Source organism: Ensifer sp. B1-9 (genome assembly GCF_050474445.1).
Lineage (GTDB): Bacteria > Pseudomonadota > Alphaproteobacteria > Rhizobiales > Rhizobiaceae > Ensifer.
In genome coordinates this window covers 51,560-75,027 of the sequence record NZ_JBCHVG010000025.1, presented here as the reverse complement: position 1 = coordinate 75,027, position 23,468 = coordinate 51,560, and the positions used below count along the sequence as shown (strand labels likewise).

The following is a 23,468-nucleotide window of genomic DNA, read 5'->3' as shown; positions in this document are numbered from 1 at the left end:
CAGCCGACGCGCTCCATGGATTCACGCGCCTTGCCAACATTGAGGTCGGCCACGGCCACCATGTGCAAGCCACTTATACGTTGGGCTTGCGCCAGGACCATCGAACCGAACTTGCCGGCACCAATCAGCGCCACACGAACGGGTCGGCCATTGGACGCGCGCAAGGAAAGAAGGGCAGAAAGATTCATCGATAAATTCCTCAGCTATAGGGATCATTGTGAGGAGTGTCCCGCCGAGGTTCGCGCATCGTCGATCGCACGGCGAAGCCTTCAGCTCCACCCGCAGCCGCCGTTCGATTTCGCTGTCGTTCCTCCACGGAAGGCGGTCGAGCCGCCACTCCTAGCCGCCTCCCGAGCAGCTTGAATAGGAGGGTAGGTCCGTTGAGAACTTAGCTCAATTTAGAAAGTCGAACGATCCTGTTAGATTTTCTAATAATATTTCGGAGCAATCGCGTCTTGAGAGCCTGGAACCACAGACTTCGCTGTAGGTGAATGAAGCTCTCTTCGCCGGGCGGCTCCAGCAAACCTGTAGCCTTGGACTAGGACACGGAGTGAGCTGGCACGGATACCTAAACCTCCCGCCTGACTGCAAACTCCGCGGCACTACTCAGTGAAGCGATCACGCAGCGAATCCGCGCGACCAATTCGGCGACGAACAAGGAGCCACCTCGCTCAATTTAGCTTCGAAATCGAACCGTAGATTGAGAAACGCGGCAGGGGAGACACGATACCCACTCGTATATCCTACAATTCCGCTGCCGGAGCACTGCCGGTAGGATCCGGTTCTCCGATATGAAGAGTCAGAACCGAATACAGCGTGAGATGGCAGCAGACCGAAGCATTCTCCCGATAGTCGATCACCATAGGCTGTCATTGTCCTTGAGGACGCTGCTGGCAGCAAAGCATAGCGAGGAGCTCTGTCCTGCACTGGAGGAACTTTGCGTGCGATACGGCCTGTCGCACATGACATTCCTTGTGGTTTGCAGCGGAGGCAGGTCAGGCGTGCACCCCTACTTTACGACCTATCCAGATGCGTGGACTGAGATTTACGTCGAGAAGCGCTACTTCGACATAGACCCGGTGATTAACGTCGCTCGCTCGGGTTTCATGCCGGTGGACTGGTCCTCCCTTGATCAGCGGTCAGCACAGACCTCCCGTCTATTCAAAGAGGCGCATTCCTTTGAGATCGGTCCCAGTGGCCTCACGATTCCTATCCGAGGTCCGAAAGGTGAACGCTGTCTGTTTTCCGTGGCCTCGAACCTCCCCAAGCGTGAGTGGTCGCGGCTACGCGCTTCAAGCATTCACGAGTTGCAGATCCTTTCCCAATATCTTCATGAGACGGTGTTTTCTGCCACTGGCCTTCGAGAGGTTGGCCGCTATCGAGACCTCTCCAGGCGCGAAGTCGAATGTCTTCAGTTGCTTGCGAGGGGACGGATTTCCAAGCAGATAGCCGCGGATCTGGGCATCTCAGAAAACGCTGTAAAATTGTACCTCCGGTCTGCAAGGAAAAAACTCGGTGCTGCTACAAGTCATCACGCCGTCGCTAAGGCAATCTTTCTTGAGTTGATCAAAATCTAACCGCGCTGATCGCATTCGCGGCCCGCATGTCCCACCAGCTCACCTGGCCACATCAATCTACCGATTTCGGTAGATTGGCTGCTCCCCCACATGGGTCCACAGATGGACGAACTCAATACAACTGATGCCGGTGGCAAACCAATCCATCTTCGCTGCGCGCTGAGATGAAGCACACCGCCGGCTATGATGGAGGCGGCTATGGTGGATCAGCCAACGCTTGAACACTGGCGAAGCGCTCCCAGGCTCACATCGTTCGCGGCGTTCTTTGAAAGGACCGCACAGGGACAGGATGGAGTACCAAACCTAGCCGAACCGCAACTCGACATGAGCCTGCTCGACTTCGATCTTGAGGCCCAGGTCTTCTCGGATACGCATCGACGCCTTTGGGGACACTTCGACAGCCATTACTTCGCCAGCATTCCCTTCCGGCTCGAAGAGGAATGCCGCCTAGGTGCCGCACTGCTTTCGTTTGCTCTCCGAACTTGGGCACGCAGCGCTTTGCCAACGACAATCTACACACTCGGTACTGGTACTGGTTGCCTTGCGCGCTCGCTTGCCGTGCTCGGCGATGGTCGCATTGAGGCACTTTGCTGCAGTCCAACGGCGGCCAACCGGGCATCGTTCTTTGCGAATCGGGGAAGCAAACACGCGCATTTCTTTCACGGTCCGTTCTTTGAACTGGACGCCGACCGATACGCGACCGACGAGGACCTTCTCGCATTTCGAGGTGGTTTTGATTTGCTCTTCGAGGACACGACGTTTCAGATGTACGACCGTGATCGCATCAAGCAGCTGGAATTCGTCGTCCCCCGTATACGGCCCGGCGGTCTCCTCGTGCAGGTGCAGAAGCTCGCACATGAGGACCGCGACATCTACGAGGAACGCGAGCGACAGAAGGACGAGGTGTTTAAGTCCCGGTTCTTCTCAAGTGACCAAGTTTCCAAGAAAAACGACGAAGTCCTAAACACGATGAGGGATCTTCAGGTCGATCTGCCGACAACAGTCGCCGCTCTGAGGACCTTTTTTCGATACTCGGTGCTGACCTGGAACAGCGGAAACTTTTACACCATCGTGTCGTCCAATTCCCGGGCCTCCGTGCTGGAGTTGATTTCCTTGATGGTGAAACCGGCAATTCCCCCCGGCTATTGCTACGAACCCTTGCCTTCCACGATCGTCGATACCCCGGCAGACGCCCTGGCTCCCGATCTGATGTGGCGGAGCGCAAATACCATGATGCAGGTCGCGCCGAAGCGTGTGGCATTCTGAAATGCCCGCTTATCTGACAGAAGACCAGCATTGCAGCGTGGCCGATGTGCGACGGACTCTGTCTGTCTTGATGCCGCACCTTACCTCCTATTGGGAGCGTCCGCTCCGAGACTACGCTTCGTTTGCGTACGATACCGGAAAATTCCAATCCGAGTGTCCGGTGCGCCATCACGCAATGGAGTTGCTCTGCCGCTGCGTCGAACGGGCCTGTTGGAGGTCAGGCTACAGCGTTGAAGAAGGCCGAAGTGCAAGCCACTATCTGCTAGCATCGCCGGTGCTTCAAACCGGCCCTCACTGCCTGCTTCTGCTTGAACCGGACGCATTCTACACCCATCTGTTCAGTCTTTTGGGCCTGAACGCCCACGGCTGCCGATGGCACATCACGTACCACGCCTCCACCGTCAGTTTCACGGAAAAGGCAAAGAAAGGTCCCGGCTGGTTCACGCTCGAAAACGAGGCCCTCAATGTCTTCGGGCTGCCCCGAAGCCGATTGGATTCCTTCAGCGTCTGCGGGTTGAATGGCCCTTTTCGCTTTGCCCTCTCGAATGGGAAGGGCGATCTGGCTCCGAACGACGCTGCCGCGGCTCTCCTCGCGCAATTGCCATCGGGTGAATTTGCCTCTGCCGCCGATGCGATCAGGGCGGCCAATCAGACCCTCTGGCGTGCCAAACTCCCCTTCCCCATCAAGCTGCTTCAGCTCGATGATTTCGACATCGCGGATCTGGTCGCCGACCATCTCGACGACGCGGGATCCTGGATGTCGGCTCGCTTCATCGGAAACGGCAAAGTTGCCGAGAACATCCTGGACGCCATGGATCGCCTGAACATCGGGCCGTGGCAGGGTTGGATCCGCAGAACCACCGACTTCTTCTGGCGCATGGAAAAAGGCAGGATTATTCCGCTCCGCCTCGAGGACAGCACGCTCAGGGCGAGCGGTCCATCGAACTTCGAAATGCAGTTTCTGCCGGACAGCATCGCGGCGGCGCTCCGGCAACGCGCGATCGTGCCAAGCCTTTTCACGGTGTTCCTTGTATTATCCATGTTGCCCGGCGTGAGAGCGCTTGGGGGATGCCGACAGACCATTTACTACCCGCTTATGCGCTACCTTACCGCGATCGGCCTAGAGCGATCGGGCAATCTCGATCTTTTGACTGAACTGCGTGGGGACGACCGACCTGGGCTTTGGGGTCATCGCATCTTGAAGCCTGCCGGGGGCTACCCATTCCGGGAAATCGAGCTATTCGGAGGAGTCGCCGCTCCTCTTTCAAAATACGCGGAGATGCCCTTGGTACAGTCATGTGGAGATCTCGCAAGCTTCACCAGGGATCAGATCTGGGCGGAACTGTCGAAACGCATTGCCAGCGGGGTCATCACCCCGGGGGCGGCCGAATGGCAGTGGTCGGGGTCGTGATCGAGAATCGATGCTGAGCGGCTTCGATGCCGAAGTGCCACGTGTGGCATTGGAATAGCTGCCTGGCAGCGGACGATGTTTTTGAGCCCCACATGGGTTCTTTGGTGGAGGTCGAAGTGTCGATTGAAGATGGGGCAGCAATCAGGCGCCTGTCGGTCAAGGACGTAGACGTCTTCCGGCGCATACGTCTGGAGGCGCTTTCACACGAACCGCTTTCGTTTGCGAGTGTGTTTGGAGATTGGGTCAATCTCTCCGACCGTCAATGGCGCCAACATCTGAGCCAGCCGGTGTTTGTCGCGTTCCTTGGTGGCCTGCCCGTCGGCATGATGGGGCTGAGGTTCGAGCGTGCCAGGAAAATGGCGCACCGCGCGAGGCTTGTCAGCGTCTATGTCCGAAAAAGCAAACGCGGAACTGGGATTGCCGCAAATCTCTTGCGCGAGGTGGCAGAGCACGCACTCGCTCACGGAGTTGTTCAGCTTGAGCTTGGCGTCAACGCGGCGAATTCGGCAGCAATTCGCTTCTACGAACATCACGGTTTCGTAGAGGTTGGCTGTATTCCAGATGGCTTCCTCGGCCATGAAGGGAAGCACGATGAATTAATCATGGTTCTGCGCTTGGCGCCGCCATTTGGTCCCAGGGGTTTTTTTTGCCGAACCGTACCGGAATCGCGGAAACAGCCCTTCCCTTTAGGCTCGTCCATTCGATAGCATCCTCTAATAGTCGATGCAGACTTCCCCGCGTCCAGCGAGCCATCTGGGCGCGACCCTCGCCCCGCCTCAATGGCGGGGCTTCTTTCTAGGTGATCAAGAATTTTCGCAACAGGTCCAGCTCAGGCCGGGAATGGCGCGAGCTCAGAAAGCCGCTCCGATTGCTTGGTGATGGTTTCAAGGGAAAAGCTAGCATGCGAAACAGACGCTCGCGTGCTGATGCGATGTAAAATTGTCTTCTCGGGTCCACAATGTCTCAAACGACCGCGTTTATCTCCGAACTAATCAGAGCCGCCAATGAGGTCGAGAAACTAACGCCATTCGAAGTAAGCCGCCTCCTCGATCGATCGGTCGATACGATCCGTGAAATGCACGAGCAGGCCGGCGTTGGCGGTAACAGGCGCGCGAAAGACGTGGTGATCGATTTAGGAATCGCATCTGCCCGGGTGAGAGACTTATCGACAGAGGACATCAGGGATACGCTGATCGATGCAGCGGATGTCATTCGGGCTTTGCGAATTATCTTGGCTGAAAGGGAATGAGCCTCCTGAGCCAGCTTCGGTTTGAACATCGGCGGCTTTCCTTCCGGAATCACAATCAAGTAATCGGCTTGCAGTCTATTTCCTAGTGGGCGAAATTGGAGCACCAGCACGTCTCAGGGAGGTGACCGATGGGCTATGACTGGACTGGTGCCCGACGGCGCCGCATGAAAGTTGCGCGCTACAGCGCCGCGGTTACACTCGCGGCCTTCCTGGTCAGTGTTGCGGCGCAGGTTGTGAACAAGGCACTTTAGATGAAAAGGCCTCCTCTCGCGTAAGCAAGAAGAGGCCCGGCGTCTGAGCGTTCGACTTCACAGACCGGATATTGATGACAGAGGCCGTGAGAATTCATAGTCCCCAACGCGATTGTGCACGCTAAATTGTGGCCTTCCATTTGCGGCTATTACAGCCCTTCGCCGCGGCCGGCTGCTCAGCGCGGCGCTTTTCGCGCTACAAGGCGTCGAGACTCGGCGACTATTTTTTGAAGCGAACCCCCACGCCGCCGCCATTTTCCGGGATGAACTCGATACCGGCGGTTTCCAGAGCGTTTTGGATTAGCTTCAGATTGGCTGCTGTCGCTGTTGGTGGCCCATCTTCTGCCTCTGCGCGTCGTACTGTCGAGAGACCTACACTGGCTGCATTTGCTAGTTCTTCAGCAGTCCATCGAACTAGCGCCCTTGCCGCGCGGATCTGAGCTCCCGTTATTACAGTCATAAATCTCAGTTTCTCTGTTGAACTTTTTTCGTTCATGTGGCACTTAAAGTTTCATTCGGCTGCGCTCGGTGCTTGCAACACCGGGCACAGCCTGACCACAACCAAGCTGTAGGGAGCTCGGATCATGGCTGATTCCGACAATAGCAGAACTTTGTCTACGGTCACCCGAGGAGATTTTCATTCCTTCGTGGCGGCGTCTTTACCCACATATCAAGAAGCTGCGCCCCCTCAGAATCCGGGGCTTGACCTTTGCGACGATGATCCCGCGGTCGCAGCCTGGCACTTGTGGTACAGCGCCTTGCAGCATTTGAGCGAATCGAGCGCGCAGCAGCAGCGGATCGAGACAAGGCTCTTCAGGTCGGCAGATGCGTCTGTTGAGCGCGACGCAGCCTATAGCGAGGCGCTTGAGGCCGAGGATCGGGCCGCGATCGCCGAGGACGAGGCGGCGGCGGCGTTGTGGAGCGCGCCCGCGGCATCGGTCGCCGGGGTGACCGCCAAACTCGACGCGATACTCAGCCGCGGGCAACCCTCCCCTACCAGTCCCGATGAACCGTGGCCGCAAATCCGTATCGTCATGGCGGATCTGCTGAAGATCGACGCGGCTCTTGACCCATCTCGTCGCCTTGCCGCGCACAAACGCCAACCAGGGTTGCGGAGCGGCTGAGCCCACCGCCTCGTAAGGGCACTCCCCGGGCATCTCTGCGCCCGGATTAAAAATTTCGATCGATGAACCCCGCGTCGGAAACCCTCCGGCGCGAGCGCTCTGACTCTGTCAAAAAAACAAGAAGGAACCGCACATGAAACTGGGAAAACCATTTCGTCCGCGCCTGCTGTCGGCGTTTCTGCTTTCCGTCTCGCTCTGGAGCGCACCGTACGCGCCGGCCCTGGCGCAGGAACAGGGTGAGCTTCGGATCGCCACGTCCTACAAGCTGATGACGCTTGATCCGCATTACGCCAACCTCAACGAGAACACCTCGCTGCTCTCCCACATCTATGAGCGGCTGGTGTATCAGGACGAGGGGCTCGAACTGAAGCCCGGGCTTGCCACCTCCTGGCGTGCGCTTTCCGACACGCGGTGGGAGTTCAAGCTGCGCGACGGCGTGCGCTTTCATGACGGCGCGGTGTTTGACGCAGAGGACGTCGTCTATTCGATCGCGCGCATCCGGGATTTTTTGAAGCCTCCGAGCGGCGGCTTTCGCGCCGCGGTGAGCGGCATCAAGGCAGTCTCTGCACCCGATCCGCTGACGGTGGTCATCGAGACCAACGGTGCTGCCCCTAACCTGCCACTGACCTTCTCCTCGATCTTCATGATGAACAAACCGGCGGACGGTTTTGAGACGACGGAGGCGCTTAATTCCGGTACGCCGCCGGTCGGAACCGGACCCTACCGGTTCGAAAGCTGGAGCTCGGGCGAAAGCCTGAGGCTGAGCCGCAACGATGCCTACTGGGGCGGCAAGCCCGCCTGGCTGAAGGTCGGGTTCCGGGTGATCGAGAACCCGGCTGCCCGTGTGGCGGCGCTCAGCACCGGTGAGGTCGATGTCGCCGACGCCATTCCCGCCCGCGATGTCGACGGTCTGAAGCAGCGCGGCGCGTGGATTGCGAGCGTCGGTGCCGCCCGCATCAACTTCGTGCAGTTCGATGTGACCCGCGACAGACTGCCCGGCGTGACCGACAGATCGGGAGAGCCGATCGCCAACCCGTTCAAGAACCCGCTCGTCCGGCGTGCGCTGGCGCTGGCAACCGACCGCGGTATTCTCGTCGACAAGATCCTCGCCGGTTATGGCACCGCCGCATCGCAGGTGTTTCCGACCGGGCTGCCGGGCACGTCGGCCAAGTTGCTGCCCGAGGCGCCGGACTATGAGCAGGCCAAGGCGCTGCTGGCCAAGGCCGGGTATCCGCACGGATTCAATCTGGTGCTTGCCGGACCGGCCGGCCGTTATCCCGGCGACGCCGAGAGCCTGCAGGCGATTGCCCAGAGCTGGGCCCGGATCAGCATCAATGCCCAGCCATCGGCAGCCCCGTTCTCGGTGTTCAACACCAAACGCGCTGCCGGCGACTATGGCATCTGGTATGGCGGCACCTCCGGCGAGGCCGTCGACATCATCCTTCGCGCCCTGCTCGCCTCGCCCAACCCGGAACGCGGAAACGGCGCCTTGAACTTCGGCAAGTACCAGAACCCGGCCTTCGATCAGATGCTGGCCAAGGCCGAGAGCATAGCGGTCGGTCCGGAACGGAATGCCGCATTGGGTTCGGCAACCGAGCTGGTGATGGCCGACCAGCCGATCATCCCGCTCTACCACTTCCACCACATCGTCGGCTACGGCCCGCGCATCGGCGCCTACGTCATGCATCCGCGCGGCTGGACGACGGCGATGCAGACGATCGCTGCAACGGAGTAAGCCCTTCATGGATATGATCTCGGTCGCACTCGGAAGGCTGTCACAGGCCTTCCTGCTGCTCATCGCCATGTCGTTGATCGGCTTTATCGGCATCCACAGCGTCGGCAATCCGGTCTTCAACGTCGTCAACATCGAAACCGCCACGCCCGAGGATATTCAGGCAGCCACCATCGCGCTCGGCCTCGACCAGCCGATCTGGCGCCAGTACCTGGTGTTCGTCGGCAATGTCGTCAGCGGCAACTTCGGCACCTCCTACATCTACCATCAGCCGGCCTTCACGCTGGTGATGAGCAAACTGCCGGCAACGCTTGAACTGGCCTCGATCGCCATGCTGATCGCAGCCCCGCTCGGTACCGGGCTCGGTCTTCTTGCCGGCCGGAGGCACGGAGGTTTCTTCGACCGGACGCTGCTGAACGTCAGCGTGTCGGCGCTCAGCATTCCCTCCTTCTGGCTGGCGATGATGCTGATCCTCGTTGGCGCCATCCTCACCGGCTGGTTCCCGTCCGGCGGCAGAGGGGCAACCGAGCGTGTCCTCGGCGAAGACTGGAGTTGGCTCACTGCCAACGGGTTGTGGCACCTCGTGCTGCCGGCGCTCGCCTTGGCCATTCCGAACATCGCGTTGATCGCGCGGCTTTCGCGCTCCGGCACGATCGAGGTCGAGAGCCAGGACTTCACCCGGTTCTGCCGCGCCAAGGGACTGTCGTCGCAGCGGATCCTGCTGCGCCACACGCTGCCGAACATCAGCGTGCCGATCGTGACGATCATCGGCCTGCAGTTCGGCGGCATGCTCGCCTTTGCCGTGGTGGTGGAATCGATCTTCTCGTGGCCGGGCGTCGGCAAGCTGTTGATCGACTCCATCCAGTTGCTCGACCGGCCGGTGGTGATGGCGACACTGACCTTCATCGCCGTCGCCTTCGTCGTGCTCAACGCCCTCGTCGATCTCTTCTACGCCGTGCTCGATCCGCGCGTGCGCCTGTCTTCATAAGGGGGACCGTCATGAAAGCCCAAATCCTGAGCACATTCACGAAGCGTCGACACGGACCGGTCCTGACCGTGTCCAGGCTGCTGCTCGCCAGCTACATCCTGGTTGCCATTGCCGCCCCGCTGATCGCACCGCAGAACCCTTACGATCCGCTGCAGATCTTCGGCTGGGAGGCGTCCTCGCCGCCAGGGATCCTCGGAAGCGGTGGTTATCTCTATCTGCTTGGCACCGACGGGCTTGGCCGCGATATCGTCAGCACCATCCTCTATGGCCTGCGCATCAGCCTGGTGGTGTCGATCGTCAGCTCAGCGCTTGCGGCCCTGATCGGGCTGACTGCTGGGGTCAGCGCCGCCTACTTCGGCAAATGGGTCGATGTCGCCATCATGCGGCTCGTCGACCTGCAGCTCAGCCTGCCGACCATCCTGATTGCGCTGATTGCCATCGTCACGCTCGGTCCGGGCATCGACCGGATCATCCTGGCTCTGGTGATCGCGCAATGGGCGACCTATGCGCGGATCGCCCGGGGCGTGGCCTTGAGCGAGGTCAAGAAGCCCTACATGGATGCCGCCCGGCTGATGCGGCTGCCGACGTCGCGGATCCTCTTCCGTCACCTGCTGCCCAACAGCATCGCGCCGGCCATTACCCTGATCCCGATCGAGGTCGGCCATGCCGTGGCGCTTGAGGCGACGCTGTCGTTCCTGGGCTTGGGCGTTCCGATCGACAAACCTTCGCTCGGCTCTGCCGTTGCCAACGGCTTCCAGTACCTGATGACCGGCCAATACTGGATCAGCCTGTTTCCGGGTCTCGCCCTCTTCGGCCTGATCGCCAGCATCAATCTCGTCGGCGAGGACGTTCGCCGCCACCTCGATCCAAGGAACCAGACGCGATGACATCAGAACAGATGAACACGACCCCACAGCCCTCCTCACCCCGACTGCCCTCGTCACCTCCGCTGCGCTCCTCGTCGCCGTTGGCGGCGTTGCCACCATTGTTGCGCGTCGAGAACCTTGGCCTTCGCCATCTCTCGCCGTCCGGCCCGACGACGATCCTCAGCGACGTCAGTTTCGAACTTCGGCGCGGCGAGATCCTCGGGATCATCGGCGAGTCAGGGGCTGGCAAGTCGACCGTCGGCAATGCCATCCTCGGCCTGCTTTCGCCGGAGTTCCAGCAGACATCGGGAACGATCTCCTTCGACGGCAAGGCGTTCAACGCGATGACGACCGGCGAGCGTGAAGCGCTGCGGGGAAAGCGGATATCGGCGATCTTCCAGGACCACACCGCCTCGCTCGATCCGCTGATGAGCGTCGGTGCGCAGGTTCAGGAAACCTGCCTTGCGCTCGACCCATCGCTGTCGAGACGCGAAGCCCGCGCTGGGGCGCTCGACCTGCTGGCCCGCGTCGGCATTCCCGAACCGGAACGGCGCTACGGCAACTACCCGCACCAGTTCTCTGGCGGTCAGCGGCAGCGCATCGTCATCGCCACGGCACTTGCCGATTCTCCCGACATCATCATCGCCGACGAGCCGACCTCGGCTTTGGATGCAACGGTGCAGAAGCAGGTCCTCGAACTCTTGAGAAACCTTGTCGATGAGACTGGTATCTCCGTCATTCTCGTCACCCACGACATGGGGGTGATCTCCGAGATCACCGACCGCGTGCTGGTCATGCGCAAGGGCCAGGTGGTCGAAGCGGATGACACGGCCGTCATCCTCGATCAGCCACGCCATGACTATACGAAGAAGCTGCTGGCCGCCGTTCCACGGCTTCGCATCCCGGCGCAGGTGGCGAAGGCCGAAGGCAAGGTGGTGGACGAGGATGGTCAAGGCAGCTCTCGCGCCGCCGATCACGCAGAGCGCCCGCTGCTTGTCGCCGAAGGCGTCTCGAAAGAGTTCTCTCCGCAGGGATTCCGGTGGGGACTTGGCTTGGGCCTCGGCCGCAAACGATCAGGCTTCGGCCTGCGCGATGTCGGCATCCGCCTGCCGCGTGGCACGATCACCGGCATCGTCGGTGAGAGTGGCAGCGGCAAGACCACCTTCGGCCGCATCCTCGCCGGTCTCGACAGCGCCCATGACGGCCGCATCACCATTGGCGAACAAACCTTCGAGGCGGCAGCAAGCGGCCGGCTGAGCGGTTTGCTCGGCCGAGTGCAGATGATATTCCAGGATCCCTCCGTCTCCCTCAACCCACGTTCGACCATTGGCGAGACGATCGAGGAAAGTATCCGCTTCGGCGCAAGGAGCGCGTCGGGAGACAAGCCGGTCGAGTCGGCGGGCGCGATGATGGATCGGCTCGGACTTGCCCGGAGCCTGCTTGCCCGCCATCCGCATCAGCTCTCCGGCGGCCAGAAGCAGCGTGTCTGCATTGCCCGCGCGCTTCTTGCCAAGCCTGAGATCATTGTTGCCGACGAGCCGACCTCGGCCCTCGATGTCTCGGTGCAGGCGGAGATCGTCACGCTGCTCAAGGAAACCATCGCCGAGCAGAACATGACCATGGTGTTCATCTCTCACGACCTGGCGATCGTCCAGGCGATGTGCAGCGCCGTCTACATCTTCAAGAACGGACGGGTCGAGGATTTTGGGTCCTCGGACTTCATCTTCTCGCGCTCCGACAATGCCTACACCCGCACCCTGATCAATGCCCGGCCGCAGCGCTTCACATGCTGAGGGACGCAGAGCTCAAAGGACGAGTTCGCCCACTGGTGAACCCGCCATAATCCCAAAACGCCAGGCAGCCATCGCCACAGAAGGTCATTCCATGAAAGACAGGTTCACCTTGGCCCTGACCGGCCAATCGCTGATCAAGTACGACATCCGCGACAACACCGCCCCGGCCTTCCGCAAGGTTCAGTCTCTGCTGCGCGAAGCCGATCTCGCCTTCACGAACTTCGAGGGCACGATCCTCGGGCGCCACGGCGGCTGGCCGCTCAAGGGTTCGTTCTTCGGCTGCAGCGAGCCGGTTGTGTTGGACACCCTCCGGGACATCGGCTTCCAAGCGCTATCCCTGTCGAACAACCATGCCTTCGACCTCGGTCCCTCCGGCGTTCTCTCGACGCTGGAGGAGATTGAGAAGCGCGGCTTCCTGCATGCCGGTCTCGGCCGCGACCACGCGGCCGCCTCGCGGGCAAGCACTGCTGTGCTCTCCGGTCGTCCGCTTGCCATCGTTGCGATGGATGGCGGCCCCGGTCCCGACTTCATGTATGCCGCCGACGGGAAGGAAGGTCGGCCGGCACGCCCGGGCGTCAACCGGCTCCGCATTAGCCAGAGGATCGAGGTCGACGGTCCTGCCTTCGAGCGACTGGCAGCAATCCGCGACCAGGTCGGTTACACCGCCATCGATCTTGCCAATGACAGCCAGCCGGATGATCGTCCGAGCCTCGACCCGGAGACCGAGATCGCCATTGCCCGCGCCGTGTTCCGGCGGTCGGAGCGCTGCGGACGCAGTGTGACCATCGATGAGGTGGACCTCTCCCGCAACCTTGCTTCCATCACGGCGGCGGCGAAGGACGGATCGCTGGTGGTCGCCTATCTGCACCATCATCATTGGGCGTCCGACTGGTATCAGATTCCGCACTGGGTGAGTGGTGTCGCCCGCGCCTGCATCGACGCTGGTGCCTCCCTGTTCGTCAGCCACGGTGCGCCGGTGTTGCAGCCGATCGAGATCTACCGCGGCCGGCCGATCTTCTACAGCCTCGGCAACTTCATCTTCCATGTCCGATCCGAGAAGTCGACCTGGACGGCGCCGGAGGTCTGGGAGAGCGTGGTGGCGGCCACGACCTTCGACGCCGACAACCGTCTCGTCGAGATCAGGCTGCATCCGGTCGTCATTGGCGGCGAACAAGCGTTAGGGGACGGTGTCTTGGAGCGGCGTCTGGCGCCGCATCTGGCAACCGGGGCCCGTGCCGAGCGCATCTTGCGGCGGCTGAAAGAACAATCGGCCGGGCTCGGCGTCGATATCCAGGTCTCAGACGGCGTCGGCATCATCCGCGTCTAGTGCCTCGCTCTCCACCCTTCCCGACACCGAAACGGGCCAAGCCGTCTCGGCCCGCCCTTCCACATAAGGACCTTCATGGACGTTCGCCAGGAACTGATTAACCGCTTTCTCCGCTACGCCGCGATCGAGAGCCAAAGCAATGGCCGCGCACAAACGCTGCCCTCGTCGCCCGGCCAGGCGGCACTCGCCGCCCTGCTCGCCGACGAGATGCGGGCGCTGGGCCTGGCGGACGTTCTCGTCGATGCACATGCCATCGTCACCGGCGTCAAACGCGGCAACCGGCCCGACGCGCCGGCGATCGGATTTATCGCCCATCTCGACACCGTCGACGTCGGGCTTTCGCCGTTCATCCGGCCGCAGATCCTCCGTTTCGACGGCAAGGATCTTTGCCTCAACGCCAAGGAAGACATCTGGCTGCGCGTTGCCGAGCACCCCGAGATCCTCGGCTGGAAGGGCGAGGACATCATCGTCGGTGACGGCAGCAGTGTGCTCGGCGCCGACAACAAGGCGGCGATCGCCGTGATCATGACGTTGCTCGGTCGGCTCGACCAACAGACACATGGTGACGTCTTCGTTGCCTTCGTGCCCGACGAGGAAATCGGTCTGCGGGGCGCCAAGGCGCTGGATCTCGCCCGCTTCCCCTGCGACTTCGCCTATACGATCGACTGCTGCGAACTGGGCGAAGTGGTGCTCGAGACCTTCAACGCCGCTTCCGCCGAGATCGTCTTTACCGGTGTCAGCGCCCATCCGATGTCGGCCAAGGATGTACTCGTCAATCCGCTGAAGATGGCGATGGACTTCATCGCCCAGTTCGACCGCAACGATACGCCCGAACATACCACGGACCGCCAGGGCTTCTTCTGGTTCAAGGATCTCGTCGCCCATGACAGTGAGGCGACACTCACCTGCCTGATCCGCGACTTCGACACCGATGGCTTCCATCAACGCAAGCGGCGGATCACCGAAGTGGCGGAACGGGTTCGCTCAAACTACCCCAGCGGCAACATCCGCCATCAGGTCACCGATACCTATCGCAACATCGCCACGAGCCTGGCAGGCGACGACCGCGCCGTCGCTCTGTTGTTCCAGGCGATGGACGAGCTCGGAATCGACAGGAAGTTGATCCCGATGCGCGGCGGCACCGATGGCGCGGTGCTCTCGGGCCGTGGCATTCCGACGCCGAACTTCTTTACCGGCGCCAATAACTTCCATTCGCGCTACGAATTCCTGCCGGTACCGGCGTTCGAAAGGTCGCTGGAAGTGGCGATGGGGATCTGCCGGTTGGCGGCGGCCGACTGAGATCGGCGCTAAATTATTTGTACTAACAAGCCGTTCGAGGAATTCAAACTGGCCTTCCCCGCCGCAATCTCAATTGCCGCCAGACACCATGAGCGGCACTGGCAGGGCGGTGTTCTCCTGATCGAGGATTTCGAACGTGTATTTCCCCTCGGCGTCAACATCCACCGAATAGCTCAGGCGATCACGTATGTGGTTGTTTTCGTCGAAGGTAAGCACCTTCGGCTTTAAGGAGGTGAGCCGACTTTCCTCAAGATAGACGGAGTTGCAGATGATGACTTGATCACCGGGTTGGCAGGTGCGCGCCGCCGCGCCATTCAGGATGCAGCACCTTGAGCCGCGCTCGCCCAAAATGACATAGGTAGAGATGCGAGCACCAGAGTTCTTGTTCCAGATCTCGACAAACTCCATGGGCAGGATGCCAGCTTGCTCGCAATGATCCGGATCCAGCGTGATCGAGCCATGATAGTTAAGGTTTGCCTCGGTCACGTAGATGCCATGCAATTTGCCTGCGACCAGCTTTCTCATTGTCCCTCACTTATTTTCGTTGCCATTTAGCGATCAGTGTTTTCGATTGTCATTCGCCGAAGTCGCGCTCTCGAGGACAACCATACCGGAATAAAGGACTGGGGTGCCCTTGCGGTCGCGGAAGCACCGGCCAAAAGCGACAACTGAAACGTAGTGCCCGCCTCGCGTCTTGACCCGATAGACGGACTGCTGGGCCCGCCCTCCGACGATGGTTTCGGTTATTTGTTTTGCCAGGTAAGGCCGGTCTTCAGGATGCACACGATCAAGGTAGAGTTTGAGCGGCAGTCCACGGTTGGTCTCCTCGGCGATTAAGCCGAAAAGCTCTGCAAGGGCTGAATCTGCGTAGACGAGGTCCTGCGTTATATCCCAGGTGAAAATGCCCGAGTCCGTTGTAGCTGCATCGGTGAGATCCACAACAAAAGTGCGCTCCACATCCCCTTCCATCAACTACTCCTGCCATTTCAAGAAGGCGCTTCTGCGCGATAACTGGCAACCTGCAACGCCATGCGCGGACTCTGGCATCGACTGGCCCCGAACCGATCCGGTGCGGTATCCCGCGCGGGAAACGCGTAGTCGACCCGTCTATTTTACTCCAAATCGTTCAAGCATCTTTCGCAGTTCAGCATTCTCTTGCTGAAGCCGATGTGCCAGCAGTCCCTTCAGCCGGCGGTTTTCGTCCTCAAGTGCGGCAAGGTCGTCGGGAGAGGTTGCGACCTCGGTAGCAGCCTTGGTCGTCACTCGACCATTTCGAAGAATGTTGCGGGTGCTGCGACGGCGCTTCGGCGCTGTCGCCAACGCCATCTTCGGGCTGTCCGTTTCCAGCGGCGAGATGGAAGCTTCTTCGACCCCGGCCACCGTTTCTGTCAGGTCAGCGGGTTCCGCAATTTGTGTGGTGTCGCCGGCGCTGGTGCTGTCGTTTGCGCGGATCTCTACACTTTGCGCCGGCGAAAGCTCGTTCGGTCCCTCAGCCGGTTCGAACAGATGTGGAGCCTCGGTCTCAGCCTTGCGCACGAGTGCCTTAAGATCCGTATCGCCCCAGATAGAGGCTGGCTTGATCGTCGAACGCCGGCGAGCCGATTTAACTTCGACGATGAACTTTCGTTGCTGTGGTTTCATAGGTATCCAATAGTCAAGAGCGCTAGGCCTGCTCACGATGCATCGTATCGCTCTAGCATTTGCTTGAGCTGCGCGTTCTGCAAAAGCAACTTTTCTGCCAGTTGGCGTCTCAATTGCGTGATTTCCGCATCCAGTCCAGCAACCTCATCGAAGAATGTCATCGGCGGCTGCGCAACACTGGAGCTTCCGACTCCATATTCGACGGCATCGGTCACCGCAACATTCTTGACGTTCGTTTTCCCCCTGCGCCTACGCCTTTTCGCCGGCAATGGTTGGGCTGGATGTACGCGTTCCGGAAGCACCGCGTGATCGTCGGTAGTTGACCGATCGACCGTCGCAACGGCCGCGCTTCCACTGCGGGCAACCGCGACGACAGCGGTATGCGTGGTTGTTGCGTCGAGGTCGCTGACCGCATCGTTCGAGGCGCCCACTGCGGGCTCTGCACCGTCGCTGGTCGAAACGGAGAGTGCTGCAATGTGAGCTGGCGGCGCGTCCGGTTTCGCGGCCTCGGTTTCTCGCGAGCTATTAGGCTCCTTAGCCGTTCGCCCGAGAGACGCCAGTTGCACCAAATATTTCCATGGTGATTTCATAGTGCGCCGTCACCCCGAGCCCGCACCAGCATCCATTGCAGCAGCCTATAGGCACGTCGAGCAAGAATGCGATGACGAGGGCCGATCGCGCAAGCCGATCGGCCCTTCACCGAATGATCAAGCAAGACCAAGCCGCTTGCGCAGATCGGCGTTCTCTGCCCGCAACTTTTCAGCCAGGGCCTTGCGAAGCCGTGCATTCTCTTCTTCAAGTTGAAGAAGATCCGCGATGTCGTCGAGGATCGGAGCTGGGGCCGGCGTTTCTATCGTCTGTTTTGCCACACGGGTTTTTCGGGTGCCCTTGGCGACATTCTTTGCCTTGCCCCTCGAACCGGCCTGCGTCTTTGCCGAGACCGTCACATCTGCCGGCTTGTCTGTGCGCTTCCTGCGTCCCCTCAAGGGCTGAGCGGCAACTGCCTCCGGTGTTTCAGCCGTTGCTTCCGAGACTATATTCTTCGGCCGCGGCCCCCGGTGCTTCTTGGGCGGCGCTATCTCTGTCGGCGGAGTCGCTTCCAGAGCGTCTGTATTGTCCTTCGTATTGTTCTCGTCTGCCATGAGTTGTTTTTCCTCTCCAACTGTAGGCCTTTTTCCAATGGGCGGAGAACAGAGTCAATAATCGTGCGTGGCACCCTCATCGAGACATCGGCGATCCAGGCCGATTCTGCGCGAGGCGGTCGCATGAATGAACCCGAGTTCTTGGCTCGTCTCCGGCATCGGAATCGCGACGTGGCTTGTCGGGCGCGCGCGTTGTGGCACAAGGTAGTGGCGTCGAAGGAAGTCACCTTTGGGGCCCAAGCGGACTAACAAGTGCCGAGTCGACTTTCTCCTCATCTGAAATCCCGTGTCTTCACCTTGATCGCATCGAGATGCAGGTACGGATCGACTATGTCGCGCGGCCGGGGACCCTTCGGCATTCCTCGCGGATCGGGCGCCGGCGCGCCGCGATAAAACTCGTCGCCTCGACCATGAGGCAGAGGGAAGTCGGCATCACGATCGCCAACACTGGCGAGCTCGCCGGACAGGTCGGTCAGCCGGTGGGCAATCAGGTGGACCACATCGCCTTCCTTTTGGATCCGGCCATAGATGCCGAGCATGCCGGCGCCCAGCACGACGCGGCGGTATTTCTCGAAGGTCTTTGCCCAGACGACGAGATTGGCAATGCCGGTCTCGTCCTCGATGGTGATGAACATCACGCCCTTTGCGGAGCCTGGTCGCTGGCGGACGAGCACGAGGCCGGCGGCCTCAAGCCATTTGCCGTCGCCAGACTGCATTGCTTCCCGGCAGGAGACGACGCGGCGCTTCGTCAGATCCGCGCGCAGGAACGCAAGTGGATGCTCACGCAGCGTCAGCCCGACATGGCCGTAGTCCTCGACCACCTCGCCGCCCGATGTCATGGGTCTCAGCGCTATAGCCGGTTCGTCGAGCTCGGCCACGGTCCGGTTCTCGCGCTCCGACGCCGCCTCAAAGAGCGGCAGAGGTTCGTCGCGCAGCGCCTTGATCGCCCAGAGCGCCTCGCGCCGGGCAAGGTTCAGCGAAGGCCTGAATGCATCGGCTTCGGCGAGCTCGACAAGCGCGGCGGCAGGTACGCCGGCCCGGCGCCAGAGGTCGTCGACGGTTTCGAAGGACCGCTCCGCGCGCACAGCGACGAGTGTGGCCGCGTCAGCATTCGCAAGCCCCTTGACCATGCGCAGCCCAAGGCGGACGGCAAACCGGGCCTCGTCACTGGTTGGCTCAAGCGTGCAATCCCAGTGGCTCGCGTTCACACAGATCGGCCTGACTTCTACCCCGTGCTCGCGCGCGTCGCGGACGATCTGGGCCGGCGCGTAAAAGCCCATTGGCTGGGCATTGAGCAGGGCCGCGCAAAAGACATCCGGATGCCAGCATTTCAGCCAGGACGAGGCATAGGCGATCAGTGCGAAGGAAGCGGCATGGCTTTCGGGAAAACCGTAGCTGCCAAAGCCTTCCAGCTGCCGGAAGGTCTTTTCGGCAAATTCCGGCTCGTAGCCGTTTGCAACCATGCCGGCAATCAGCTTCTTGCCGAACTTCGAAACGCCGCCGGTATGCTTGAAGGTCGCCATCGCGCGCCGCAGCTGATCCGCTTCGCCCGGCGTAAAGCCGGCACATTCGATCGCGACGCGCATCGCCTGCTCTTGAAACAGCGGCACGCCAAGCGTCTTGCCGAGCACCTCTTCCAGTTCCGGCTTCGGATAGACGACCGCCTCCTTGCCCTCACGGCGGCGCAGATACGGATGGACCATGTCGCCCTGGATCGGGCCGGGACGCACGATCGCCACTTCGATCACGAGGTCATAGAAGGTGCGCGGTTTGATCCTGGGCAGCATCGACATTTGCGCGCGGCTTTCAATCTGGAAGGTACCAAGCGTGTCGGCCCGCCGGATCATCGCATAGGTGCGGGGATCTTCCGCTGGAATGCTGGCAAGGTCGATATTGATTCCCTTGTGCTCGGAAAGCAGATTGAAGCCGCGCTTCATGCAGGAGAGCATCCCGAGCGCCAGGCAGTCGACCTTCATGAACTTCAGGATGTCGATATCGTCCTTGTCCCATTCGATAACCTGCCGGTCGGCCATGGCTGCAGGCTCGATCGGCACGAGCTCATCGAGGCGATCATGCGTCAGGACGAAACCACCCGGATGCTGCGACAGGTGACGCGGCGCGCCCATCAATTGGCGGGCAAGCTCAAGCGTCAAGCGCAGCCGTCGGTCGCCAAGATTGAGCTTCAGTTCCTCGGCATGTTTCTCGCCGACATCCTCGCCCCATCCCCAGACCTGGGACGAAAGCATCTTCGTCATGTCCTCCGGCAGGCCAAGCGCCTTGCCGACATCGCGAATGGCGCCCTTCGAGCGGTAGCGGATGACGGTCGAACAAAGTGCTGCGTGATCGCGGCCATAGGTGTCGAATACCCATTGCATGACGATCTCGCGGCGCTCGTGCTCGAAGTCGACATCGATATCAGGCGGTTCGCGCCGTTCCTCGGAGACGAAACGTTCGAACAGGAGATCGTTCGTATCCGGGTCGATCGAAGTGATGCCAAGCACATAACAGACCGACGAATTGGCCGCCGACCCCCTGCCCTGGCAGAGAATGTCCTTCGAGCGGGCGAAGCGGACGATCGCGTTCACGGTCAGGAAGTAGGGCGCATATTGGAGCTTCTCGATCAGTCGTAGTTCGTGCTCGAGGTTCCGCCTGACCTTGTCCGGCAACCCCTCGGGATAGCGCCAGACGGCGCCTTCCCAGGTCAGTTGCTCCAGTGTCTGCTGTGCCGTCAGTTCCGGATTGGAGCGTTCCTCCGGGTACTGATAGGCAAGCTCGTCGAGCGAAAAGCGGCATCGCTCCATGATCTCGATCGTGCGGCCGAGTGCTTCCGGGTAGCGCGGAAAAAGCCGCGCCATTTCTTCGGGTGGCTTCAGATAGCGATCGGCGTGCCGCTCGCGTCGGAACCCCGCTTCGTCGATGGTGATGTTGTGACGAATGCAGGTGACAACATCCTGGAGAATACGTCGCTCCGGCACATGAAACAGAACGTCGTTGGTGACGACCGTCGAAACACCAATCCAAACCGCCAAATTGGATAGCTGGTGAAGCCGCAGCTGGTCGTTCGGCCGGCGGCGTAGCGTCAGCGCAAGATAGCTGCGGTCGCCAAAGGCTTCCCGCAGGCGACGAAGCTGAAGTGCCAACCTGTCATCGGCCTCACCCGGAATGAGAGCGGCGATCAGGCCCTCGCCATAGGCAACGAGATCGGTCCAGCCGAGCCGGCATTTCGCCTTGCCGGCGCGCTTCTTGCCGAGTGACAGCAACCGGCACAGGCGAGCATAGGCCGGCCGATCCGTCGGATAGACGAGCACGGAGAGATCGTCATCAAGGTCAAGCCGGCAGCCAACGATCAGCCGCACGCCGGTGTCCCTGGCTGCCTGATGCGCCCTGACGATACCGGCGAGGCTATTGCGGTCGACGATCGCCAGTGCCTCGAGCCTGAGCTCTGCCGCGCGCTGAAACAGTTCCTCGCAGGAAGAGGCCCCGCGCAGGAACGAGAAGTGCGAGGTCACCTGCAGCTCGACATAGCGCGGCGTCGTCATCCGAATATCCCGTGCAGAAACCAGCGATGGCTGCCAGTTTCGCCATGTTCGCCGTCGCCGGACCGGAAGATCCAGTAGCGCTCGCCGGCGTCATCCTCGACCTGGAAATAATCGCGGACGGCCACGAGCTCGGCATCGCGCTTCCACCACTCGCCAAAGACGCGCTCTGGCCCGTCGGCGCGGCGCACGCGGCGCCTGACGCCCCGCCAGGTGAAGCTGACCGGAGGATGATCGGGAAGGAGCGCCATGGTTTCGATCGGCTCCGGATGAAGCAGAAGGCGCGTCGGCCGCGGCCAGTGACCAGGCCAGGTCTCGCCCCTATCCGGGGTCATCGGGGCAACGCGGGCAATCGAACGCTCGGGCACGTCGCTTGCGACCGGCGCGAAGCGGAAGAGCCGGCGCTGGCCGATCCGGTTGCCGAGAATGTCGATCAGACCGGAGACATCGGCTTCCGGTTCGTCGACCAGTGTCGAAATCACCTGGGTGGCGGCGAGCGGCTCGGCGTGGCTTGCCGTCAGCGACATGATCTCGATCCCGAACCCCGGATCGATGGTTTCGATGCGGTCGGTCAGAAGCCGCGTCAAGCGCTTCAAATCCCGGATCGGGGTCGCGGTTCCAGCGCGGATCGCTTGATAGGAATTGTCGACGCGGTGGAACAGAAGGTCGACGCGCCGCGCGCCAAGCCCTCTCTCCTCGAGCAGCCGACAGAGCGTGGCCACGAGCTTGGCCGTATAGCGCGCGATCGTCTCGGCGGCAGCAATAGGCTCGCCAAACGAGCGGCGAACTTCAATGAGTTCGGGCGTGCGTATCGGGTCGATCGGCGCGGCGATGCGGCCGATCGCCTGATCGAGGCGCCGACCAAGTTCCGGTCCGAACCGCAAGGCAAGCGGTGCGCGCGGCTGACGATCGATATCGCCGATCGTGTTGAAGCCGAGAACACGAAGACCATGGACGATCGAAGGATCGAGCCTGAGCGTCGCGATCGGCAGGTTGGCGATGAGCTCTCCTTGCGCACCTGGCGCAATCACAATTGTCGGCTGGGCCAGGAAGCGGGCAGCAGCATGAGCAGCACCCCATGTGTCGGCGACCGCGGCGCGCGCAGCGATGCCCGATCCATGGAAGCGATTGACCATGCCCGATAGCATCAGTTCCTCGCCACCGTGCAGATGATCGGCGCCGGTCGTATCGATCACCAGACCGTCGGGTGGATCGGCGGCAACGATCGGCGCGTAGCGCTGCAGCGCCCAGAGCGCCAGGCGCTCGAGCGCCTCGGCGTCGGCAGCGGGGTCCGCATCCATGACCACGAGATCGGTCACGAGCGACTGTGCCTTCGTCGCAGGCATGCCGATCCTTAGTCCCACGGCAAACGCCGCAGTGTTTGCCGCCATGACTACCCGTCGGCGCTCGCGGCGGCCAATAAGGACAAGCGCAGCGTCAGCCGGCGGCGCGGTGTCGCCGAGCTTCCTCCTCAGGCGATCCGTGGGCCAGGTCGGAAGGAAGAGCGATACGACCCTTGGCATCGGGGGCCTCCACTTCGAAATCTGCACTTTCGCCGGCGCGACAACGGATGAGCTCGACCAGCCAGCGTGCGCGGCCGACACCGGGAACGGGTAATGGCGCCGACGGCAGAACGGACACCCGCCAGCGTGTCGTCGACGCGGTCGGCTGTCCGAAATCCGACGCCTCGGCCTGCCTTCGCCAACGGCGGATCGCGATCCCGATTGTCCCTGAGCTTTCGGCTGCAAGCTGCAACCGGCGCGAGGCCGTCATCGAAAGGCGGGCCAGTTCGCCAACGACGACGCCAACCCCGCCGTGACGCAAACCTTCCTCCATGCAGGAAAGAAGCGCCTTCTCGTCTCCGGCCTCCACATAGATGACGCGGCCCGGTGACAGACCAGCTTGAGCCAGTGCCGGCGCGAAGAGGTCCGGGCGTGTCACGCACCAGAGCACCTTGCCCTTCGAGCGGGCAGCGATGCCGGCGCAAAAGAGTGCCGCAGCCGCGCCGTCGATGGCGCCGTTGCCGCCGCCGGCGACCTCGTGAAGCGCGCCGAGTGCGAGCCCTCCCCCGGGCAAGCACCTGTCGATTTCGGCGACGCCGAAAGGTAGGACCTGCCGCGCGCGGCCGCTTGTGCCTTCGAGACGCTGGATGCGCTCGCGAAGTTCGGAGACGACGGTATTGTCGACTGGACGGGGCATTTTGGAAGGAACAACTCCCTGGGACTATGCATGAGTGCTTCCTGTTGATATGTTCTCTATTTGTTCC

Annotated in this window: 21 protein-coding genes and 1 pseudogene; 12 read left to right on the top strand and 10 right to left on the bottom strand. The window is 61.2% G+C overall.

Features of this window, described 5'->3' with window-relative positions:
• Positions 1-188, bottom strand: a pseudogene (locus ACQ5BM_RS32175) (flagellar biosynthesis protein FlgA); the annotation flags it as partial.
• 660 nt (positions 189-848) lie between these two features.
• Between ACQ5BM_RS32175 and ACQ5BM_RS32170 the strand changes: the two are divergent.
• The 5 genes from ACQ5BM_RS32170 to ACQ5BM_RS32150 all read left to right on the top strand — a co-directional run bounded on the left by ACQ5BM_RS32170 (position 849) and on the right by ACQ5BM_RS32150 (position 5,503).
• Complete coding sequence (locus ACQ5BM_RS32170) at positions 849-1,577, top strand: helix-turn-helix transcriptional regulator (protein WP_429819950.1); 729 nt, start codon at positions 849-851, stop codon at positions 1,575-1,577.
• Between the two features lie 198 nt (positions 1,578-1,775).
• On the top strand, positions 1,776-2,843 hold the full coding sequence (locus ACQ5BM_RS32165) for a class I SAM-dependent methyltransferase (protein ID WP_429819940.1): 1,068 nt from the start codon (positions 1,776-1,778) through the stop codon (positions 2,841-2,843).
• Positions 2,844-3,018: 175 nt separating this feature from the next.
• Complete coding sequence (locus tag ACQ5BM_RS32160) at positions 3,019-4,254, top strand: hypothetical protein (protein WP_429819948.1); 1,236 nt, start codon at positions 3,019-3,021, stop codon at positions 4,252-4,254.
• Between the two features lie 92 nt (positions 4,255-4,346).
• On the top strand, positions 4,347-4,961 hold the full coding sequence (locus ACQ5BM_RS32155) for an N-acetyltransferase family protein (protein WP_429819939.1): 615 nt from the start codon (positions 4,347-4,349) through the stop codon (positions 4,959-4,961).
• Between the two features lie 251 nt (positions 4,962-5,212).
• On the top strand, positions 5,213-5,503 hold the full coding sequence (locus ACQ5BM_RS32150) for a hypothetical protein (RefSeq protein ID WP_429819937.1): 291 nt from the start codon (positions 5,213-5,215) through the stop codon (positions 5,501-5,503).
• Positions 5,504-5,974: 471 nt separating this feature from the next.
• Here ACQ5BM_RS32150 and ACQ5BM_RS32145 read toward each other — a convergent pair whose 3' ends face one another.
• Entirely contained in the window at positions 5,975-6,214 is a 240-nt protein-coding gene (locus tag ACQ5BM_RS32145; protein WP_429819946.1) for a transcriptional regulator, read from the bottom strand.
• A 124-nt stretch (positions 6,215-6,338) separates the two neighbouring features.
• Between ACQ5BM_RS32145 and ACQ5BM_RS32140 the strand changes: the two genes are divergently transcribed.
• From ACQ5BM_RS32140 to pepT, 7 genes are all read left to right on the top strand, one after another.
• Positions 6,339-6,878: a hypothetical protein gene (locus tag ACQ5BM_RS32140; RefSeq protein WP_429819936.1), complete on the top strand. Its 540-nt coding sequence runs from the start codon at positions 6,339-6,341 to the stop codon at positions 6,876-6,878.
• Positions 6,879-7,011: 133 nt separating this feature from the next.
• A complete protein-coding gene (locus tag ACQ5BM_RS32135; protein ID WP_429819934.1) occupies positions 7,012-8,613 on the top strand; it encodes an ABC transporter substrate-binding protein in 1,602 nt (533 codons plus the stop codon).
• A gap of 7 nt (positions 8,614-8,620) precedes the next feature.
• Entirely contained in the window at positions 8,621-9,598 is a 978-nt protein-coding gene (locus ACQ5BM_RS32130; RefSeq protein WP_429819933.1) for an ABC transporter permease, read from the top strand.
• Between the two features lie 11 nt (positions 9,599-9,609).
• The gene (locus tag ACQ5BM_RS32125) at positions 9,610-10,485 is read left to right on the top strand and encodes an ABC transporter permease (RefSeq protein WP_429819931.1); all 876 of its coding nucleotides are present in this window, start codon (positions 9,610-9,612) and stop codon (positions 10,483-10,485) included.
• The gene (locus ACQ5BM_RS32120; protein ID WP_429819930.1) at positions 10,482-12,257 is read left to right on the top strand and encodes a dipeptide ABC transporter ATP-binding protein; all 1,776 of its coding nucleotides are present in this window, start codon (positions 10,482-10,484) and stop codon (positions 12,255-12,257) included. Before ACQ5BM_RS32125 ends, ACQ5BM_RS32120 begins: the two co-directional genes overlap by 4 nt.
• A gap of 91 nt (positions 12,258-12,348) precedes the next feature.
• Positions 12,349-13,584, top strand: coding sequence for a CapA family protein (locus tag ACQ5BM_RS32115; RefSeq protein WP_429819929.1), 1,236 nt, complete (start codon positions 12,349-12,351; stop codon positions 13,582-13,584).
• A 75-nt stretch (positions 13,585-13,659) separates the two neighbouring features.
• Positions 13,660-14,883 (top strand): peptidase T, encoded by a 1,224-nt coding sequence (gene pepT / locus ACQ5BM_RS32110; RefSeq protein ID WP_429819927.1) that lies wholly within the window; start codon positions 13,660-13,662, stop codon positions 14,881-14,883.
• Between the two features lie 69 nt (positions 14,884-14,952).
• Here pepT and panD read toward each other — a convergent pair whose 3' ends face one another.
• The 8 genes from panD to ACQ5BM_RS32070 form a co-directional block, all read right to left on the bottom strand.
• Entirely contained in the window at positions 14,953-15,408 is a 456-nt protein-coding gene (gene panD, locus ACQ5BM_RS32105; protein WP_429819926.1) for an aspartate 1-decarboxylase, read from the bottom strand.
• 33 nt (positions 15,409-15,441) lie between these two features.
• A complete protein-coding gene (locus ACQ5BM_RS32100; RefSeq protein ID WP_429819925.1) occupies positions 15,442-15,852 on the bottom strand; it encodes a PAS domain-containing protein in 411 nt (136 codons plus the stop codon).
• Between the two features lie 138 nt (positions 15,853-15,990).
• Positions 15,991-16,524 (bottom strand): hypothetical protein, encoded by a 534-nt coding sequence (locus ACQ5BM_RS32095; RefSeq protein ID WP_429819924.1) that lies wholly within the window; start codon positions 16,522-16,524, stop codon positions 15,991-15,993.
• Positions 16,525-16,556: 32 nt separating this feature from the next.
• Entirely contained in the window at positions 16,557-17,114 is a 558-nt protein-coding gene (locus ACQ5BM_RS32090) for a hypothetical protein (RefSeq protein ID WP_429819922.1), read from the bottom strand.
• A gap of 117 nt (positions 17,115-17,231) precedes the next feature.
• On the bottom strand, positions 17,232-17,393 hold the full coding sequence (locus ACQ5BM_RS32085) for a hypothetical protein (protein ID WP_429819921.1): 162 nt from the start codon (positions 17,391-17,393) through the stop codon (positions 17,232-17,234).
• A gap of 545 nt (positions 17,394-17,938) precedes the next feature.
• A complete protein-coding gene (locus ACQ5BM_RS32080; RefSeq protein WP_429819920.1) occupies positions 17,939-21,205 on the bottom strand; it encodes an error-prone DNA polymerase in 3,267 nt (1,088 codons plus the stop codon).
• Positions 21,202-22,725, bottom strand: a complete 1,524-nt coding sequence (locus tag ACQ5BM_RS32075; RefSeq protein ID WP_429819919.1) for a Y-family DNA polymerase — start codon at positions 22,723-22,725, stop codon at positions 21,202-21,204. The genes ACQ5BM_RS32080 and ACQ5BM_RS32075 overlap by 4 nt, the downstream gene beginning before the upstream one ends.
• Complete coding sequence (locus ACQ5BM_RS32070; RefSeq protein WP_429819916.1) at positions 22,640-23,401, bottom strand: ImuA family protein; 762 nt, start codon at positions 23,399-23,401, stop codon at positions 22,640-22,642. The genes ACQ5BM_RS32075 and ACQ5BM_RS32070 overlap by 86 nt, the downstream gene beginning before the upstream one ends.
• Positions 23,402-23,468 lie beyond the last annotated feature (67 nt).

Coding starts and splice junctions, on each gene's coding strand:
- ACQ5BM_RS32160 (WP_429819948.1), top strand. CDS start 3,019: ATGGAGTTGCTCTGCCGCTGCGTCGAACGGGCCTGTTGGAGGTCAGGC.
- pepT (WP_429819927.1), top strand. CDS start 13,660: ATGGACGTTCGCCAGGAACTGATTAACCGCTTTCTCCGCTACGCCGCG.
- ACQ5BM_RS32070 (WP_429819916.1), bottom strand. CDS start 23,401: ATGCCCCGTCCAGTCGACAATACCGTCGTCTCCGAACTTCGCGAGCGC.
- ACQ5BM_RS32100 (WP_429819925.1), bottom strand. CDS start 15,852: ATGGAAGGGGATGTGGAGCGCACTTTTGTTGTGGATCTCACCGATGCA.
- ACQ5BM_RS32155 (WP_429819939.1), top strand. CDS start 4,347: ATGGGTTCTTTGGTGGAGGTCGAAGTGTCGATTGAAGATGGGGCAGCA.
- ACQ5BM_RS32120 (WP_429819930.1), top strand. CDS start 10,482: ATGACATCAGAACAGATGAACACGACCCCACAGCCCTCCTCACCCCGA.
- ACQ5BM_RS32080 (WP_429819920.1), bottom strand. CDS start 21,205: ATGACGACGCCGCGCTATGTCGAGCTGCAGGTGACCTCGCACTTCTCG.
- panD (WP_429819926.1), bottom strand. CDS start 15,408: ATGAGAAAGCTGGTCGCAGGCAAATTGCATGGCATCTACGTGACCGAG.
- ACQ5BM_RS32125 (WP_429819931.1), top strand. CDS start 9,610: ATGAAAGCCCAAATCCTGAGCACATTCACGAAGCGTCGACACGGACCG.
- ACQ5BM_RS32145 (WP_429819946.1), bottom strand. CDS start 6,214: ATGACTGTAATAACGGGAGCTCAGATCCGCGCGGCAAGGGCGCTAGTT.
- ACQ5BM_RS32135 (WP_429819934.1), top strand. CDS start 7,012: ATGAAACTGGGAAAACCATTTCGTCCGCGCCTGCTGTCGGCGTTTCTG.
- ACQ5BM_RS32090 (WP_429819922.1), bottom strand. CDS start 17,114: ATGAAATCACCATGGAAATATTTGGTGCAACTGGCGTCTCTCGGGCGA.
- ACQ5BM_RS32095 (WP_429819924.1), bottom strand. CDS start 16,524: ATGAAACCACAGCAACGAAAGTTCATCGTCGAAGTTAAATCGGCTCGC.
- ACQ5BM_RS32150 (WP_429819937.1), top strand. CDS start 5,213: ATGTCTCAAACGACCGCGTTTATCTCCGAACTAATCAGAGCCGCCAAT.
- ACQ5BM_RS32115 (WP_429819929.1), top strand. CDS start 12,349: ATGAAAGACAGGTTCACCTTGGCCCTGACCGGCCAATCGCTGATCAAG.
- ACQ5BM_RS32165 (WP_429819940.1), top strand. CDS start 1,776: ATGGTGGATCAGCCAACGCTTGAACACTGGCGAAGCGCTCCCAGGCTC.
- ACQ5BM_RS32075 (WP_429819919.1), bottom strand. CDS start 22,725: ATGCCAAGGGTCGTATCGCTCTTCCTTCCGACCTGGCCCACGGATCGC.
- ACQ5BM_RS32140 (WP_429819936.1), top strand. CDS start 6,339: ATGGCTGATTCCGACAATAGCAGAACTTTGTCTACGGTCACCCGAGGA.
- ACQ5BM_RS32130 (WP_429819933.1), top strand. CDS start 8,621: ATGGATATGATCTCGGTCGCACTCGGAAGGCTGTCACAGGCCTTCCTG.